Source organism: Nocardioides sp. CPCC 205120 (genome assembly GCF_048654585.1).
Lineage (GTDB): Bacteria > Actinomycetota > Actinomycetes > Propionibacteriales > Nocardioidaceae > Nocardioides.
The window spans coordinates 154603-168624 of sequence record NZ_JBMCYY010000001.1; the positions used below are offsets into that span (position 1 = coordinate 154603).

A 14022-nucleotide genomic window follows, 5' to 3' on the forward strand; every position below is an offset into this window, starting at 1 on the left:
GCCCCGAACCTACCGGGCGGTACGACGCTTCCGGAGGTTGAGTCGCGACGCCTCGGGCGCGGCCTCGGCCGGGTCCTCCACCCGGACGTCGGCGTCGCTGCCGTCGGGGGTCAGCGGGATGCGCGACGTCGTGGTCGTCGGATGGCTCGTCAGGCCCCGTCTGTCGAACCTCTGCCCGCTGGCCACGCCGCCCACGTAGAACGCGACCACCGCGATCATGGCGCCGGCGATGTCGTCGGCCACGTAGTGCCAGCCGAAGTAGAGCGTCGCGATGATCGTGAGGCCGAAGTTCACCCACATCACCCAGTGCAGGACGCGGTTGCGCACCGTGTACTGCACCATTAGCGCCCACAGCAGGGTGATGGCGGTGTGCAGGCTGGCGAACGCGGCCGTCGACTGCAGGCCCTCGCCGCCGCCCCACAGCACGTCGATGCGGCTGTAGAACAGCGAGTCGGCCAGGTCGGCGGCCCCGGAGTCGAGGTCGGTGTAGAGCCACGGGAACGCGAACTTCGGGCCGAGGGCGGGGAGCATGTAGTACGTCGCCGTGCCGAGCGACCACGCGATGACCTGCGAGGTCACGAACCAGTAGCCGAACGAGATGTTGCGCGACCAGATCACCCAGATCGCCACGAGCACCGGCACCAGCGGCAGGTACCAGAGGTAGATCGTCGAGATCAGCTGCTCGAACCAGGTGAAGCCGAACAGGGTGTGCAGCACCGCGGACGGGTCGTTGCCGAGGAAGAGGATGCGGTCGAGCGCGTGCAGCTCCGCGTCGTACTTCTGGTCGCCCAGCACGAAGGGCAGGAACGACTTCAGGTTCCGGTAGCAGGCGTAGGTGACGTAGAAGCAGCCGATGCCCAGCGCCACGAGCGTGAACCGCTCGCGCGTCCAGTGCTCGCGCCAGCGCTCCTTCACCAGCGGCGGCACCTTCGAGAAGTTGCCGCGCGCCCCCCACAGCGCCCGCGGGACGAGGTCGGCGAAGAGCGCCAGGCCCACGAGGAGGGGGAACCGCAGCCAGCCCGGGCCGAGGAAGCCCTCGGGGTCGATGACGCTGCGGCCGAGCGACAGGGCGGTCACGAAGGCCAGGACCGCCATCGTCGCTGCGACCCCGATCAGCAGGACGTAGGCGCGGCGATACACCCCTGCAGTGTAGGGGCTCAGCCGATCGGGGCCGCCGAGGCCGGATCGACCGCCACCCGCACCGGCTCCCCGGCCGCGGGCGCCGCCCCGGCACCCGGCAGCCGCACCTCCACCTCCCCGACCTCGGGCACGGCGACCACGAGGCGGGGCCCGCCGCCGGTGCGCCGCTGCTCGGTCACGGTGCCGGGCAGGCCGCCGTCGGCCACCGTCTCCCACCCGGTACGGCGCACCGCCAGCCCGCCGGGCCCGCTCGCCACCGCTCCGGTCGGGGTGCCGGTCGGGGTGCCGGTCGGGGTGCCGGTCGGGGTGCCGGTCGGGGTGCCGGTCGGGGTGAGGGCCCGGGCCGCGAGGTCCGGGGAGAGCACGTGCGCGTACCCCAGCTGCCGGGCGGCGTCGGCGTCCACGGGCGCCGCGTCGACGGCGGCCGCGGGGCCCTCCTGGACCACCCGGCCGGCGCGCACCAGCGCCAGCCGGTCGGCGGTCGCCAGCGCCTCGTCGACGTCGTGGGTGACGAGCAGCGCGGTGGTGCCGGCCGCGACGAGGATGCGCCGCAGGTCGCCCGCCAGCCGCTCGCGCAGCCCGCGGTCGAGCGCGGAGAGCGGCTCGTCGAGCAGCAGCAGCCGCGGCTCGCAGGCCAGCGCCCGGGCCAGCGCCACCCGCTGGCGCTCGCCCCCCGAGAGCGTGGCGGGCGGGCGGTCGGCGTACCCGGAGAGACCGACGAGGTCGAGCAGCTCCGCGACCCGGGTGCGCACGGCCGCCCGCGGGGTCCGGCGCAGGCGCAGCGGGTAGGCCACGTTGCGCCCGACGCTGAGGTGGGCGAAGAGCTGGCCGTCCTGGAACATCAGCGCGAACGCGCGGCGGTGCACCGGCACACCGGCGAGGTCCTCGCCGTCGAAGGCGACGGAGCCGCTCGCGAGGTCCTCCAGGCCGGCGACCGCGCGCAGGAGCGTCGACTTGCCGCTGCCCGAGGGACCGAGCACCGCGAGCACCTCGCCGCGCGGCAGGTGGAGGGAGGCGTCGCGGAGGGCGGGCGTGCCGTCGTACGTCACGCCGACGCCGTCGAGCACGAGACCGGGGCCGCGTCGGCTGGGCTGGGGGGACATCACAGCGCTCCTGTGCTGGGCACGCGCAGGCGCTCGACGGCCAGCACGACGACGGTGACGGTGGCGGCGAGCACGACGGCGCCCGCCATGGCGGTGCCCGGATTGGACTGGGCGCCCGTGACGCCGGGCGTGCCGAGCAGGCGGGCGACGACGACGGGCAGGGTCGGGTGGTCGGGGCGGGCGAGGAACGACGTGGCGCCGAACTCCCCCAGCGAGGCCGCGAAGGCGAACCCGCCCGCGGCGAGCACCGGGCGCCACGCGACGGGCAGGTCGACGACGAGCAGGGTCTGGGCCGGCGAGGCCCCCAGCGACGCGGCCGCCTGCCGCTGGCGGTCGTCGATCCCGGCGAGCACGGGAACGAGCGTGCGCACCACCAGCGGCAGCGCCACGAGGGCCTGCACGAGCGGCACGAGCAGCGGCTCGTCGCGCAGCGCCAGCGGCGGCCGGGCGACGGTGACGAGCAGCCCGAAGCCCAGCACGACCGCGGAGACCCCGAGCGGCAGCATGAAGAAGCCGTCGAGCACCGAGCGCACCGCCCGCTCGCCCCGCCCCCGCGGGCGCCGCGTGAGCACGACCGCGACGAGGCCGCCGAGCAGCAGCGCCATCCACGTCGCGTCGGCGGCGGTCTGCAGCGAGTTGCGCAGCGCCTGCGTCACGGGCACGAGCACCGGCGAGTCCTCGTCGACGCCGCTCAGCGCACGGTAGTTCGCCAGCGTCCACTCCCCCCGCACCCGCAGCGAGGTCGTCACGAGCGCGAGCACCGGCACCGCGGAGGCGACGCCGACGAGGCCGGTCACCACCAGGGCGGGTACGTCGGGGCGCCGCGGCCGCCGCGGGGCCACCGGGCGCCGCCCGACCGCGGCGGCGTCGGGCCCGTCGGCCCGGAGCCGGCCGAGCACCACGAGCAGCGCGACCACGCCCAGCACCTGAACGAGCGACAGGCACGCCGCCGCCGGCAGGTCGAAGGCGCGGGTGAGCAGGTAGATCTCCGTCTCGACCGTCGCGTGGCGCTGCCCGCCGAGGGTGAGCACGACCCCGAACGCGGTGGAGCAGAAGAGGAACACCACGGCCGCCGCGGAGACGATCGCCGGACGCAGTGCCGGCAGCGTGACCGTGGTGAGCACGCGCAGCGGGCTCGCGCCGAGCGCCGCGGCCGCCTCGGCCGGCCGCGGGTCGAGCGTCGCCCACGAGGCGCCGACGACCCGCACGACGACCGAGACGTTGAAGAACACCAGCGCCGCGACGATGGCCGCGCTCGAGCCCTCCCACCCGAGGAAGCCCAGGGGGCCGCCGTCGGCGAGGAGGGCCCGGAACGCCGCACCGACGACGACCGTCGGCAGCACGAACGGCACGAGCAGCAGCCCGCGGGCGAGCCGCACCCCCGGCAGGTCGAGCCGGTGGAGCACGTGGGCGGCGGGCAGGCCCAGCAGCACCGAGAGCGCCGTGCCGAGCGCGGCCGACCAGAGGGTGAACCCCAGGATCCGGCCGGTCCGCTCACGGCCGAGCACGTCGAGGAGGGCGCCCGGGTCGAACGACCCCTCTGCGAACAGCCCGCGGGCCACCATGGCGCCGACGGGCAGCGCGAAGAAGACGCCGACGACCGCCAGCGGCAGCGCCGCCAGCGCCAGCAGGCGCAGCGTCCTCACGCGACGGCTCCCGCGCCCGTCACCGCGCGCCCGCCGTCACCCCGCGGCGAGGTCGCGCCAGCGGGCGATCCACTCCTCGCGGCCGGCGGCGACGACGTCCGCCTCGAGCTGGTACGGCGCGGTGGGCCGCTCCGCGAAGCTCGCCCAGTCGGCGGGCAGCTCCGCGTCCTCGGCGACCGGGAAGACGTACATGCTCTCCGGCAGCGCGGCCTGCACCTCGGGCGAGAGCAGCCAGTCGACCAGCTCGCGCCCGACGTCCTCGTGGTCGGCGCCGCGCAGCACCCCGGCGTACTCGACCTGCGTGTAGCAGGTGTCGAGCAGCGCGCGGGTCGTCGTGGACGCGCCGTCCTCGCTGAGCGTGAACGCGGGCGAGGAGTCGTAGGAGACGACGATCGGGCGGGTCGGGTTCTCGCCGGTCGCGGTGAAGTCGCCGTAGTAGGCGTCGGTCCAGCCGTCGACGACGAGCGCGTCGTTGGCGAGCAGCCGCTCCCAGTAGGCCTCCCACCCGTCCTCGCCGAACTCCGCGACCGTGGCGAGCAGGAACGCGAGCCCGGGGCTGGAGTCGACGGGGCCGGGGGTGACGAACAGGCCCGCGTACGCCGGGTCGGCCAGGTCCTCGAGCGTCTCCGGCTCGGAGATGCCCTGCTCGGCGAACCAGGCGGTGTCGACGTTCACGCAGACGTTGCCCGTGTCGACGGGCACGAGCCGGTCCTCGCCCTCGAGCGCGAAGGCGTCGGCGCCGGCCGGCAGCTCCCCGTCGTACGGCAGGAGGGCGTCGGCCTCGAGCACGCGGCTCGCGAAAGTGTTGTCGACGCCGAAGACGACGTCGGCGCCCGCGTCGTCGGGGTTGAGGCTGATCTCGGTGACGACCGCCCCGGCGTCACCGGGCTGGCGCACGACGAGGTCGACGTCGTGCGCGGCCTCGAAGTCCTCGACGAGCTCGTCGGGCAGCACGAACGAGGAGTGGGTGAGCAGGACGACCTCGCCGCGCCCGTCGGCCCCCTCGTCGTCCCCGCCGCCGACGAGCGAGCAGGACGCCAGAGGCGTGAGGAGGGTGGTGGCGAGGACCGCGAGGCCCGTGCGTCGGACGGCATGGCGCGACGGCATCATGATGACTCCCTTCGCCGGTGCTAACCGGAGCAGGTTCGAGGGTCTGCGGCGGATCCGCACTCTCAGCGCCCGTGAGGCGCTCCCCTGTCGTGTGGCGGCAACCCTACGTCGCGGCTCCCCCGCGCCCGCGCCGGGGCCCGGTGTGGGAGCGTGCCGCCGTGACCGTGCTCCGCTGCTCCTTCGACGACCTCCCCCCGCGCCTGGCCTACGAGGCCTGGCGCCTGCGGCAGGACGTGTTCGTCATCGAGCAGGACTGCCCCTACCCCGACCTCGACGGCCGCGACCTCGAGCCGGGCACGGTCCACCTCCTGCTCGTCGAGGACGACGTGCTGCTCGGCTACCTGCGGGTGCTCGACGACGGCGACCGGGCCCGCGTCGGCCGGGTCGTCCTGCGGGGTACGGCGCGGGGCCGCGGCCTCGCGGACCCGCTCATGGCCGCCGCGCTCGACGTGATCGGCGAGCGCCCCTCGCACCTCGACGCGCAGGCGCCGCTGGCGGGCTGGTACGCCCGCTTCGGCTACGCGGTCACCGGCCCGGAGTTCCTCGAGGACGGCATCCCGCACCTGCCGATGGAGCGGCCGGGCACGGGTGCCGGCGGGGCCACCGGCGCGACCGGCTCTCAGGCGAGCGTGTAGCGCGCCGGCTCCCCCGTCACCCGGTCGGTGCCGGGGCCGGTCGTCGGCGCGGGGGCCCGCCGTACCGTCGCCTCGCCGCGGGCCACGAGCACCTCGAGGTGGGCGCGGGTCTCCATCACGGCGAGGGCGGCGTTGAACGGGTCGAGGGTGGCGAAGGCGTGCTCGTGGCGGGTCCACGGCAGGTGCGCGGCGACGTCGCGGGCGGTGAGCCCCTCGGCGCCGGCGGCGTCGAGTGGGGCGCGGCTGAGCGCGAGCCGGGTCTCGTGGTGCTCCAGCAGCTCGTCGACCCGGGCGTGCGCCGAGCCCGTGACGGGGCCGTGGGCCGGCAGCAGCCGCAGGTCGGGCAGGGCCCGCACCTTGGCCAGCGAGCCGAGGAAGTCGGCGAGGGCCGCGCGCTGGGTGTCGGGCTCGAACCCGATCGAGGGCGTGATGGTGGGCAGCACGTGGTCGCCCGCGAGCAGCAGCCCGGCGGCGGCGTCGGCGAAGACGTAGTGGCCCTTGGTGTGGCCCGGGGTGTGCACCGCGTCGACGGCACGCTCCCCCACCTCCAACCGCACGTCGCCGTCGAGCCACGTGTCGGGCGCCTCCCAGATGTCGAGGTCACCCTCGTCCGGCAGGTCGCGCAGCCGCCGCGCGTCCTCGACCGAGCCGGCGTCGGAGAGGTGGGCGGCCATGACCTCCCGGACGCCGCCGTCGGGGTCGCCGGCCAGCGCCAGCGAGGTCTCCTCGCCGCGGCCGAGCACGACCTCGGCCCCGGTGGCCCGGCGCAGCGCCACGGCCTGCGTGTAGTGATCGCGGTGGACGTGGGTGACGAGGAAGCGGCGGACGTCCTCGACGCCGGCCCCGAGGGTCGCGAGCGCGGAGCGCAGCGCGTCGTCGGCCTCCTGGATCGCCCAGCCGCCGTCGACCAGCGTCAGGCTGCGGGCGCCGTCGGGCTCCACGGTCTCCAGCGCGTAGACGTTGACCGCCCGCAGGCCGTCGTTCGGCAGCGGCAGGGGGATGCGGTGCACGCCCGGCGCGACGGGCCACGCGCCCGCGTCGCCCCAGGGGCGGTCGGAGTCGGGGGAGATCGCGTCGGCAGTGCTCACCCGGCGAACCGTAGCCGCGGCCGGGAGGGGCCACCCGGGCGGGCAGGCAGGCGGGCCGGAAATGAAGAACCGCGGTGGAGTCTCGGGTCTCCACCGCGGTTCGAGGACAACTATGCACCCGCCGTCCACCTCGTGTCTCGATTTCTGCGCTGGTTGCGGTCAACTTCCGCTCAAGGCCGGCCGGACGGGTGTCACCGGGCGGGCCGGGCGCCGACGACGGGGGCGCGCGCCGAGCCGGACGTGCGCCGTACCGGTCACCACGCGGTGCCACCACGGCGCCGAGGCGACGCCGAGCACCATGACCTCGCGCTCGCCGGCGACGACGCGCACCTCGACGCCCCGCTGGGCCATGAGGGCGCTCGCCCGCCGCACCTGCGGACGGATCCGCAGGCCCCGGTAGGCCGAGGGGTCCTCGAGGCGGAGCACGAGGCCGCCGTCGTCGTCGCGGAGCAGCAGCGCGGGCACCGGCCCGCGGTTCCCGTCGAGCTCGAGGGCGAGGCCAGCGACGTGGCCGACGCGACGGCGCTCGTCCATCCGAGCTCCTTCCGGGGAATGTTAACAACGATGTCAACGCAGTGTGCAGGTATGGTGACATCATGGCCCAAGCCCCTCGCGACCCCCAGGCAGCCGCCCTCTCGATCGGCGACCTCGCGGCGGCCACCGGGGTGAGCGTCCCGACGCTGCGGATGTGGGAGCAGCGGCACGGATTCCCCGTCGCGGTGCGCCTGCCGAGCGGCCACCGCCGCTACCGCGCCGGCGACGTCGACCTCGTGCGCAGGGTCGCCGAGCAGCGCGCCGCCGGCCTGCGGCTGGAGCAGGCCGTGGCCCGGGTGCGCAGCAGCGCCGCGCCTCCCGACGCGTCGGTCTTCGCCGAGCTGCGCCGCCACAACCCGGGCCTGCCGGTCCACCGCCTCACCAAGGCCACCCTCGTCGCGATGTCGTGGGCGATCGAGGACGAGCTCGTCGCCCGGGCCCGCCGCCCGCGGCTGTACGGCGCGTTCCAGCGCGCGGAGTTCTACGCCGCGTCGCGGAGCCGGTGGCGCGACCTGGCGCGCCGCTGCGCGTCGGCCACCGTGCTCGCGGACTTCCCCGACAGCGACCCCGTCGCCGCGCCCGGCTCCGTGCGCCGGGTCGCGCTCGCCGACGACTCGCCCCTGCACGGCGAGTGGGCGGTCGTGTGCGACGGCGAGGACCTGCCCGTCGTGCTGTCGGCGTGGGAGGTGCCCGGGCAGGACGCGCTGCCCGACGCCCGGCGCGAGTTCGAGGCCGTGTGGTCCCTGCGGCCCGCCGACGTGGCGGCCGCGTCCCGGGCGTGCGCCGCCGCGGCGGGCGAGCCGCCGGCCGAGGCGGACCTGCTCCTGCGGGCCGAGCAGCGCGACGAGGGCGACCCCGCCGCCGCGGGCGCCCTGTTCGCCCGCGTCGTCGCCTACGTCGACCGCCGCGCCCGCTGAGCCCGGCTCGCGGGCCCGGCTCGGGCCCGGCGCGGGCCCGGCTCGGGCCCGGCGCGGGCCCGGCGTGGGCCCGGCCTCAGAGCACGCGCTTGATGAGGCGCACGGCCCGCGGCGAGTACGGCGGGTAGACGAAGCTCGGGTCCAGCCGCGTCGTCCGGCTCAGCACCGCCTTGCGGTGGCTGAGCGCGTCGAAGCCCCAGCGACCGTGGTAGGCGCCGGTGCCGCTCGCGCCCACGCCGCCGAACGGCAGCTGCGGGACGAGGCTGTGCATGCCGACGTGGTTGACGACGGTGCCGCCGGCCGGCACCTCGCGCACGAGGCGGCGACGGTCGGGCGCCGACGAGGTGAAGGCGTAGAACGCCAGCGGCTTGGGGCGGGCGTTCACGAAGGAGATGGCCTCGTCGAGGGTGCGGTAGGTCAGCACCGGCAGCAGCGGCCCGAAGATCTCCTCGCGCATCAGCTCGTCCTCGGGGTCGGGGTCGACCACCACGGTGGGCTCGATGGTGCGGGCGGCCTCGTCCACGCCGCCGCCGAGCGCGACGCGTCCGGTGGTGCTCCGCAGGTACGCCGCCAGTCGCGTCAGCTGCCGGTCGTTGACGATCGGCAGCCCGGCACCCGCCTTGTCCCGCCGCAGGTCGCGGACCGCCCCCACCAGCAGGTCGACGAACCGGTCGCGCACACCCGCGTCGACGAGCACGTAGTCGGGGGCGATGCAGGTCTGGCCGGAGTTCACGAGCTTGAACCAGGCGATGCGGCGCGCCGTGACCTCGAGGTCCGCCGAGGCGGTGACGACGACGGGGCTCTTGCCGCCCAGCTCGAGGGTGACGGGGGTGAGGGTCGGGGCGGCCGCCTCCATGATCTTGCGGCCCACCTCGGTCCCGCCGGTGAAGAGCACGTGGTCGAAGCCGCTCGCGATGAGGTCCTGCGACGTCGTCGCGTCGCCCTGGACGACGCGCACGGCCTCGGGGTCGACGTACTGCGGCAGCAGCTCGGCCAGCAGCGCCGACGAGACGGGCGCCAGCTCGGACGGCTTCACCACCGCGCAGTTGCCGGCCGCCAGCGCGGCCACGAGCGGGGCCAGCACGAGGTAGACCGGGTAGTTCCAGGGGCCGATGACGAGCACGACGCCGAGCGGCTCCGGCTGCACCCACGCGAGCGCGGGCTGCTGGTGCAGCGGCACCGCCTGCGGGCGGCGGCGCATCCAGCGGCGCAGGTGGCGCCGGGCGTGGAGCACCTCGGCGCGCGACGACGCGACGTCGCCCATCCACGCCTCGACCCCGTCACGGCCCAGGTCGGCCGCGATGGCCGCGACGATCTCCTGCTCCCGCTCGGCGAGGAGCCGCTCGAGCCCGGCGAGCTGCGCGTCGCGCCAGGCGCGCTCGTGGGTGCGCCCCCCGGCGTGCACGCGGCGCAGGTCGGCGAGCACCTGGGCGGCCGGCACGTCGGAGGTCGGCACGGCGGGGGACGGCACGGCGGGAGTCGGGGCGGCGGGGGACGAGGCGGTCGTGGTCATGGGAGGACCTCTCCGGAGGGGTCCGGCGGCACGCGGGCCGCGCCGGCCGGTGTGACCCGGCCAACGTAACCGGACCCGTCGGAGCGGGCAACGGCGTCCGGGCGGACCCGGCTCAGCGGCCGTGCACCAGCTCCGCGAGGGCGGCGTCGGCGGCGCGCAGCGCGTCGCGGTCGTGCGTCGAGGTGCTGGCCAGCAGCTCGTCGGCCCCGGTGCGCTCGGCGAGGCGCTCGAGCTCGCGTCGTACCTGCGCGGGGGTGCCCGCCACCGTCCGGTCGAGGTGCTCCTCGACGCGGCGCCGCAGCTGGTCGGTCCAGGCCTGGGCGCGGATGGCGGCCGGCGCCTCCAGCGGCCCGAACTCGCCCGTCTGCCGCGACCGCGCCATCGCCCAGGCCTCGGGCAGCGCCAGCTCGCGGGCGGTGGCCGCGTCGTCGGCGACGAGCACGTCGAGGGAGACCATGACCCGCGGACGGTCGCCCTCGGCGTGGGGCCGGAAGCCGGAGCGGTACGCCGCGAGCGCCCCCGGCAGCTCGTCGCTGGCCAGCACGGGGCCGCCGAGCACGACGGGCAGCCCCAGGCGCGCGGCGACGACGAGGCCGCGGCCGGTGGCGAGCACGTGGAGCGGTACGACGTGCCCGCCCGCCGGGCGCACCGTCACCGGCCCGGTGCCGGCGAGGTGGTCCCGCAGCTCGGCGAGGTCGGCCTCGAAGGTGTCCGGCGCGTCGGTGCCCTGCCGCAGGGCGCGGCGCACCGGCTCGGTGAAGCCGAGGGAGCGCCCCACCCCGAGGTCGACCCGGCCCGGGTTCAGCGCGTCGAGCATGCGGAACTGCTCGGCCACGACGAAGGGCTGGTGGTGGGGCAGCATCACGCCGCCGGACCCGATGCGGATGCGCTCCGTCGCCGCCCCAAGCGCGGCAAGCAACACCGGCGGGGAGCCCGAGGCGACGCCGGGCACGCCGTGGTGCTCGGCCACCCAGAACCGGTCGTAGCCCAGCTCCTCTGCCCACCGCGCCCGCGCCACGGTGTCGTGCAGCGCCTCGCCGTCGGGGCGGCCGGCGCGGGTGCGGGAGCGGTCGAGCAGGGAGAGCCTCACGCCGGGGTCAACGCGCCCGGTGGCGCGACCCTTCCCGCCCCGCACCGCCCACCCGGCCCGCGCACGGCCCTGGCGCAGAAACCCTGCGCATGGAAGCATCGCGGGCATGACGGAGCAGCCGCAGGGACCCGACAGCTCCGGCGTACCGGCACCCCCACCCGCCCCGGCCCACGGGCTCCGGTGGGGCATCAAGACCTCGTTCGTCGAGTACGTGCGCCGCACGCCGGGCGGCACGGGCTCGGTGGCCGACGGTGCGGTGCCGGTCAGCCCGACCGAGATCCTCTTCGCCCTCGCGCCGGAGCCCCCCGCGCCGGCCGAGCTGCCCGAGGGCACGACGCGGGCGTGGGCGTTCCGCGGCGACGTCCGCTTCGCCGGGCACGGCGGGATGATGTTCGTGCGGGTCGCGCACCCGTGGCTCGTGCTCGACGGGACCGGGACCGGGGCCGGGGACGGCGCGACGCTGTCGATCGAGGACCCGTACGCGACCGCGGGCGCCCCCCGGGTGCCGCTCGTGACGATGACGCTGGCCGCGCGACCGAGCCCCGAGGCGGAGGCGGACGGCGTGGAGCTGTGGACCGCCGCCGACGTCCGCCTCACCCCTGCGGGGGCGGAGCTCTTCAACGGCGTCTACCCGGCCGGCGAGCCGTTCGAGCCCGTCACGGTCGTCGTGCCCGCGGGGAGCGGACAGCCGGACCCGCGCGGCGGCTCGGTCGCGGGTCGGGACGGCTGAGCGGGGCCCGCCCCGGGTACGGTCAGGAGGTGAAGCGTCACTTCCTGATCCGCCGCACCGTGGCCCGTCTCGTCCTCAAGGCCGTCCGCTGGCGCGCCGTCGGCGAGGTGCCCGAGCGGGGCGTGCTCGTCGGCGCCCCCCACACCTCCAACTGGGACTGGGTGCTGACCCTCCTGCTCGGCTGGTCCTACGGGATCCGCATCGGGCTGCTCGTGAAGAAGGAGATGTTCCGCGGGCCGCTCGGCCCCCTCCTGCGGGCCACGGGCGCCGTCGAGCTCGACCGCCGCAACCCCGGTACGACGGTCCGCGCCCTCCTCGCGCAGGCCGAGGGCGACCACCCCTTCCTGCTCGGTCTCGCCGCCGAGGGCACCCGGAGCCGGACCGACTACTGGAAGTCCGGCTTCTACCGCATCGCGCAGCAGACGGGCCTGCCCATCACGCTGGCCTACCTCGACGTCCCGAGCCGCACCGTGGGCTGGGGACCGACGTTCCACCCGTCCGGCGACGTGCGCGCGGACATGGACCGGGTGCGGGAGTTCTACGCCGACAAGACCGGCTTCCACCCGGAGTCCTTCACCCCGCCGCGGCTGCGCGAGGAGGAGCAGGGCGCCTGACGCCCCGCACCCTTCGTGCGCTCGGTGGCGAGCAGCACCGCGACGAGCGCGGGGACGACGGCGAGGACGAGGTCGTCGGGATCCTCGCGGGTCATCGGGCCACCTTCTTCCCGGTCCCGTCGGACATGGGGCCCGGGTCGTCGAGGTGCGCCGCCCCCGCCGCCGAGCAGGTCCGGCGCTCGCGGTAGAGCGGTCCGAGCCGGCTGTCGTACGCATGCCGCTCGCCCACCACGGGCGCCCCGCAGGTCGGGCACGTGGTCGGCGTCCACCACGTCACGTCGACGCCGACGTGGCGGGCCACATCCTGGCCCGTGCGGCGGCGGTGCCACCACGCGAGGGCCAGGAAGGCGAGGAGCATCGTGCCGAGGACCATGATGATCAGGTCGGTCACCCTCCACAGCGTCGACTTGTCGTCGTCCCAGCGGAGGGCGGCGGAGACCACCAGGAACCCGTAGGTGATCGCCAGCCACCTCTCGCGGCTGGCCAGCGCCCCGATCCGCACGTCCTCCCCCGTGTCCCCCATGGCACGGCAACCTACCGAGGGCCGGGCTCCCCGAGGGCTGGCAACGCCCGACCGCGGCCCGGGTACGACGCAGCCCCGATCGGGCTCAGGCCAGGCCCTCCTCCGCCAGCACCTCCTGGGCCACACGGAAGGCGGCGCCGGACGCGGGGACGCCGCAGTAGACCGCGGTCTGCAGCAGCAGCTCCCTGATCTCCTCCACGGTCAGCCCGTTGCGCAGCGCGGCCCGCACGTGCGCGGCGAGCTCCTCGTGGTGGCCCTGCGCGACCAGGGCGGTGAGGGCCACGAGGGACCGGCTCCGCCGGTCGAGGCCGGGGCGGGCCCAGATGCCGCCCCAGACGTGGTCGGTGACCAGCTCCTGGAACTGGTCGGTGAAGTCGGTGGCCTCCCCGAGCGCCCGGTCGACGTGGTCGTCGCCCAGCACCTCGCGGCGCACGACCGTGCCGACCTCGTGACGCTCCGTGCGGTCGTCGTGGGTCACCGACGCGGCGGGGGCGGACGGCGCGGTCTCGCCGAGCAGGTGCTCGCGCACCAGGGCGGCGACGGCCTCGGGGGCCTCGGCGGGCGGCAGGTGGGCGACGTCGGGGAGCACGACGAGCCGGCCGTCCCGCACCCCGGCGACGATCTCCTCGAGGTGGGCGGCCGGGGTGGCCACGTCGACCGCGCCGGCGACGGCCAGCACGGGTGCCGTGACCTCGGCGAGCCGATCGCGCACGTCGAGGTCCGCGATCGCGCGGCACACCTGGACGTAGCCCTCGTCGACCGTCTCCTGCAGCGCGACCAGCAGGTCGGAGCCGACCGACGGGCGGCGGTCGAGGAAGTCGGGGGCGAACCACCGCTCGGCCGCGGCGGTGACCACGGCCGCCGTACCCGAGGCGCGCACGCGCTCCACCCGGTCGGCCCACAGCTCGGGCGTGCCCATCCGCGCGCCGGTGCTCAGCAGCACGGCGCCGTCGACCCGGGCCGGCACGTCGAGGAGCAGCTGCAGGCCGACCGCGCCCCCGACCGAGACACCGGCGTAGGCGAACGGGCCGCCGACCTCCCCGCGCTGGGCCAGCACGTCGTCGATCACGGCGAGCACCCCGCGGGCCAGGTCCGCGACGTCCCACGGCTCGTCGGGCACCGAGCGGTTGTGCCCGTGACCGGGCAGGTCCCAGGCGAGGACGTCGAAGGCGTCGGTCAGCCCGGCCGCGCACGTCCTCCACAGCGTGGCGGCGGACGTGCCGAGCGCCGGTCCGAGGACGAGGAGCGGCAGCTCCTCGCGGTGCGCGGCGCCGGTCATCCGCACGGCGGTGGTCGCGGGGGTCATGTGCTCTCCTCCTGGCCCGGGTACGACGAAGCCCCCTGCCCTGCATCGCTGCAGTTCAGAGGGCTTGTCGTCG

14 protein-coding genes and 1 riboswitch are annotated in these 14022 nt (G+C 76.2%); of the genes, 4 read left to right on the forward strand and 10 right to left on the reverse strand.

Annotated features, from left to right (window positions below; translation table 11 throughout):
* Positions 1–9 precede the first annotated feature (9 nt).
* From ACOACO_RS00790 to ACOACO_RS00805, 4 genes are all read right to left on the reverse strand, one after another.
* On the reverse strand, positions 10–1140 hold the full coding sequence (locus ACOACO_RS00790; protein WP_420294357.1) for a phosphatase PAP2 family protein: 1131 nt from the start codon (positions 1138–1140) through the stop codon (positions 10–12).
* 17 nt (positions 1141–1157) lie between these two features.
* Entirely contained in the window at positions 1158–2243 is a 1086-nt protein-coding gene (locus tag ACOACO_RS00795) for an ABC transporter ATP-binding protein (RefSeq protein WP_420294358.1), read from the reverse strand.
* A complete protein-coding gene (locus ACOACO_RS00800) occupies positions 2243–3889 on the reverse strand; it encodes an ABC transporter permease (RefSeq protein WP_420294359.1) in 1647 nt (548 codons plus the stop codon). The genes ACOACO_RS00795 and ACOACO_RS00800 overlap by 1 nt, the downstream gene beginning before the upstream one ends.
* Before the next feature lie 36 nt (positions 3890–3925).
* Positions 3926–4999: a thiamine ABC transporter substrate-binding protein gene (locus tag ACOACO_RS00805; RefSeq protein WP_420294360.1), complete on the reverse strand. Its 1074-nt coding sequence runs from the start codon at positions 4997–4999 to the stop codon at positions 3926–3928.
* A riboswitch (TPP riboswitch) is annotated at positions 4989–5095 on the reverse strand. Its footprint overlaps the gene before it by 11 nt.
* A gap of 62 nt (positions 5096–5157) precedes the next feature.
* Between ACOACO_RS00805 and ACOACO_RS00810 the strand changes: the two genes are divergently transcribed.
* Positions 5158–5634, forward strand: coding sequence for a GNAT family N-acetyltransferase (locus tag ACOACO_RS00810; protein ID WP_420294361.1), 477 nt, complete (start codon positions 5158–5160; stop codon positions 5632–5634).
* Here ACOACO_RS00810 and ACOACO_RS00815 read toward each other — a convergent pair.
* Positions 5619–6722: an MBL fold metallo-hydrolase gene (locus ACOACO_RS00815; RefSeq protein WP_420294362.1), complete on the reverse strand. Its 1104-nt coding sequence runs from the start codon at positions 6720–6722 to the stop codon at positions 5619–5621. The two genes, ACOACO_RS00810 and ACOACO_RS00815, sit on opposite strands and share 16 nt — an antisense overlap.
* A gap of 159 nt (positions 6723–6881) precedes the next feature.
* Positions 6882–7256 (reverse strand): hypothetical protein, encoded by a 375-nt coding sequence (locus ACOACO_RS00820; RefSeq protein ID WP_420294363.1) that lies wholly within the window; start codon positions 7254–7256, stop codon positions 6882–6884.
* A 62-nt stretch (positions 7257–7318) separates the two neighbouring features.
* Between ACOACO_RS00820 and ACOACO_RS00825 the strand changes: the two genes are divergently transcribed.
* Positions 7319–8173, forward strand: coding sequence for a DICT sensory domain-containing protein (locus tag ACOACO_RS00825; protein WP_420294364.1), 855 nt, complete (start codon positions 7319–7321; stop codon positions 8171–8173).
* Between the two features lie 76 nt (positions 8174–8249).
* Here the strand turns inward: ACOACO_RS00825 and ACOACO_RS00830 are convergent, their stop codons facing one another.
* Entirely contained in the window at positions 8250–9686 is a 1437-nt protein-coding gene (locus ACOACO_RS00830) for an aldehyde dehydrogenase family protein (RefSeq protein WP_420294365.1), read from the reverse strand.
* 112 nt (positions 9687–9798) lie between these two features.
* Positions 9799–10776, reverse strand: coding sequence for an MsnO8 family LLM class oxidoreductase (locus tag ACOACO_RS00835; protein ID WP_420294366.1), 978 nt, complete (start codon positions 10774–10776; stop codon positions 9799–9801).
* A 106-nt stretch (positions 10777–10882) separates the two neighbouring features.
* Between ACOACO_RS00835 and ACOACO_RS00840 the strand changes: the two genes are divergently transcribed.
* A complete protein-coding gene (locus tag ACOACO_RS00840; RefSeq protein ID WP_420294367.1) occupies positions 10883–11506 on the forward strand; it encodes an HtaA domain-containing protein in 624 nt (207 codons plus the stop codon).
* A gap of 29 nt (positions 11507–11535) precedes the next feature.
* Positions 11536–12120, forward strand: a complete 585-nt coding sequence (locus ACOACO_RS00845; protein ID WP_420294368.1) for a 1-acyl-sn-glycerol-3-phosphate acyltransferase — start codon at positions 11536–11538, stop codon at positions 12118–12120.
* Positions 12121–12211: 91 nt separating this feature from the next.
* On the opposite strand, the gene ACOACO_RS00850 is transcribed toward ACOACO_RS00845, so the two are convergent.
* Together ACOACO_RS00850 and ACOACO_RS00855 are read right to left on the reverse strand one after the other, a co-directional pair.
* Complete coding sequence (locus ACOACO_RS00850) at positions 12212–12643, reverse strand: hypothetical protein (RefSeq protein ID WP_420294369.1); 432 nt, start codon at positions 12641–12643, stop codon at positions 12212–12214.
* A gap of 85 nt (positions 12644–12728) precedes the next feature.
* Positions 12729–13949 carry an alpha/beta fold hydrolase gene (locus tag ACOACO_RS00855; RefSeq protein ID WP_420294370.1) on the reverse strand — a complete coding sequence of 407 codons (1221 nt, stop codon included), beginning with the start codon at positions 13947–13949 and terminating at the stop codon, positions 12729–12731.
* Positions 13950–14022 lie beyond the last annotated feature (73 nt).